Origin of the sequence: Mesorhizobium sp. M7A.F.Ca.CA.002.15.2.1, assembly GCF_003998715.1 — a bacterium.
Taxonomy (GTDB): Bacteria; Pseudomonadota; Alphaproteobacteria; order Rhizobiales; family Rhizobiaceae; genus Mesorhizobium; species Mesorhizobium ciceri.
This window is the reverse complement of sequence record NZ_RZPI01000884.1, coordinates 1-1883: the sequence shown is the minus strand read 5'-3', so window position 1 is coordinate 1883 and position 1883 is coordinate 1. Positions and strand designations below refer to the sequence as shown.

3 protein-coding genes are annotated in these 1883 nt (G+C 63.8%); all 3 read right to left on the bottom strand.

The window, feature by feature from the left end; all coding sequences use genetic code 11:
- A partial coding sequence (locus ENZ74_RS30685) for a translation initiation factor IF-2 associated domain-containing protein (protein WP_206522372.1) occupies positions 1-331 on the bottom strand: 331 nt, incomplete at its 3' end.
- Positions 328-978 carry an RNA-binding protein gene (locus ENZ74_RS30680; RefSeq protein ID WP_024503463.1) on the bottom strand — a complete coding sequence of 217 codons (651 nt, stop codon included), beginning with the start codon at positions 976-978 and terminating at the stop codon, positions 328-330. The genes ENZ74_RS30680 and ENZ74_RS30685, both read right to left, overlap by 4 nt.
- 38 nt (positions 979-1016) lie before the next feature.
- Positions 1017-1883 (bottom strand): transcription termination/antitermination protein NusA (locus ENZ74_RS30675; RefSeq protein ID WP_164761344.1); only part of this gene is annotated, 867 nt, incomplete at its 5' end.

Below are 1883 nucleotides of genomic sequence, written 5' to 3'. Positions count from 1 at the left end.
CACTGCGCGACAGTTCGTTCAGCACCATGCCGCTGCGCTCGACCGGGGCCGGGGGCGGCGGGGGTGGCGGCGCCTTCGGTGCTTCCGGCACGACGACGGGTGCGGCCACGACCGCCGGCTTCGGTGTGAAGACGGGGGCGGCAACAGGCTCCGGCTTGTCGCCGGGCATCGAGAACTTGCGCTTCTTGGTTTCGACGACGACCTGCTTGGTGCGGCCGTGCGAGAAGTTCTGGCGCACAGTGCCCTGTTCCATACCGGGGCGCTTCAGCGTCAAGGTCTTCTTCGGCGTCACACTCAGCGTATTGTCGTCACCCGATTTCGTATCGCTCATTCCATATCCTCTGCGGCATCATCTTCGTCAGCAACAGCCGCAAGCATTGCCAGATCGTCCGGGGAACCGCCCCGATACCGGTCGAGCGCAACCATGCGCTTCTGGACCGCCCTGCCCGCGTCTCCCGCGAGAACGGCAGCATGTATCACATTTGTACCCCCCAATGCCAAGCTCAACTCGGCCTCGGAGAAAAGTTTGTAGGCAAGGATAGCGGGCCCACCGAGATGGACCGTCGCCCGTCGCGCCTGGCTGATCTTGCGCACGCCGTCATCGGACGCCTCGGAAGCATGCAGCACGAAAAGCGCCAATCCGCCGCGCACCGCGCTCTCGACCTTGGTAGCACCAAGCGAAATTGCGCCTGCCTTGCGGGCAAGACCAAGCATGCCCAGAGCGTGCCTGGAAAGCAGCCCGTCGACCATGCCGCCAAGATCGGGCGGCACGACCACCTGTGCCTTGAAGGCGCGGGCAAAGAGGTTCTTCGCCGCAGCCTTGTCGATATGTAGGCGGTCGGCGCTCACCCAGCAACCGCGGCCGGGCAGATTTCTCTTGATGTCGGGAACGACGGCCGAATCCGGGCCGACGACGAACCGGATCAGATCATCCGGTTCGGCTTGTTTGCGCGTAACGATGCAGGTGCGATCGTTCATCTCGTCCAAGGGCGGGTTCGGTGCGATGCGGTTTCACCTCACGCACCAACGGCTTCGTCAGCCGAGACTTCTTCGGCTGCAAGCTCGTCTTCGGTGATCCAGCCGGCCTTGAGGCGGGCGGCCAGAACCATCTGTTCGGCGTCTGCGCGGGTCACGCCATGATTGGCCAGCACGCCCGGATAGACTTTTGTCTCGCCGTCCTTGCGTTCCTTCCAGCCGGTCAGGTCGTCGGCGGCATAGCCGGCGAAATCCTCGATCGTCTTCACGCCGTCCTCGCCAAGCGTCACCATCATGGCGGTGGTGACGCCGGGGATTTCGCGCAATTCGTCCGAAACGCCGAGCGCCTTGCGCTTGTCGTCGTGCTCGGCCTCGATCTTCTCCAGATATTCGCGGGCGCGGGTCTGGATCTCCGAAGCGGTGTCCTCGTCGAAACCATCGATAGAGGCGATCTCGCCGGAATCGACATAAGCGACTTCCTCAACGCTGGTGAAGCCTTCGGAGGCCAGCACCTGGCCGACCATCTCGTCGACGTCGAGGGCTTCCATGAACAGCGACGAACGCTCGACGAATTCCTTCTGGCGGCGCTCGGATTCTTCGGCTTCGGTCAGGATATCGATATCCCAGCCGGTCAGCTGCGAAGCCAGACGCACGTTCTGGCCGCGGCGACCGATGGCCAGCGACAGCTGGTCGTCGGGAACCACGACTTCGATGCGTTCGGCATCCTCGTCGAGCACGACCTTGGCGACTTCCGCCGGCTGCAGCGCATTGACGATGAAGGACGCCGCAGAAGGCGACCACGGAATGATGTCGATCTTCTCACCCTGCAATTCGCCGACGACCGCCTGGACGCGGCTGCCGCGCATGCCGACGCAGGCGCCGACCGGATCGATCGATGAGTCCCGCGA

What these genes read in the sequence shown, in the direction of transcription:
- ENZ74_RS30680 (WP_024503463.1), bottom strand. Translation starts at nt 978, where the DNA reads ATGAACGATCGCACCTGCATCGTTACGCGCAAACAAGCCGAACCGGAT.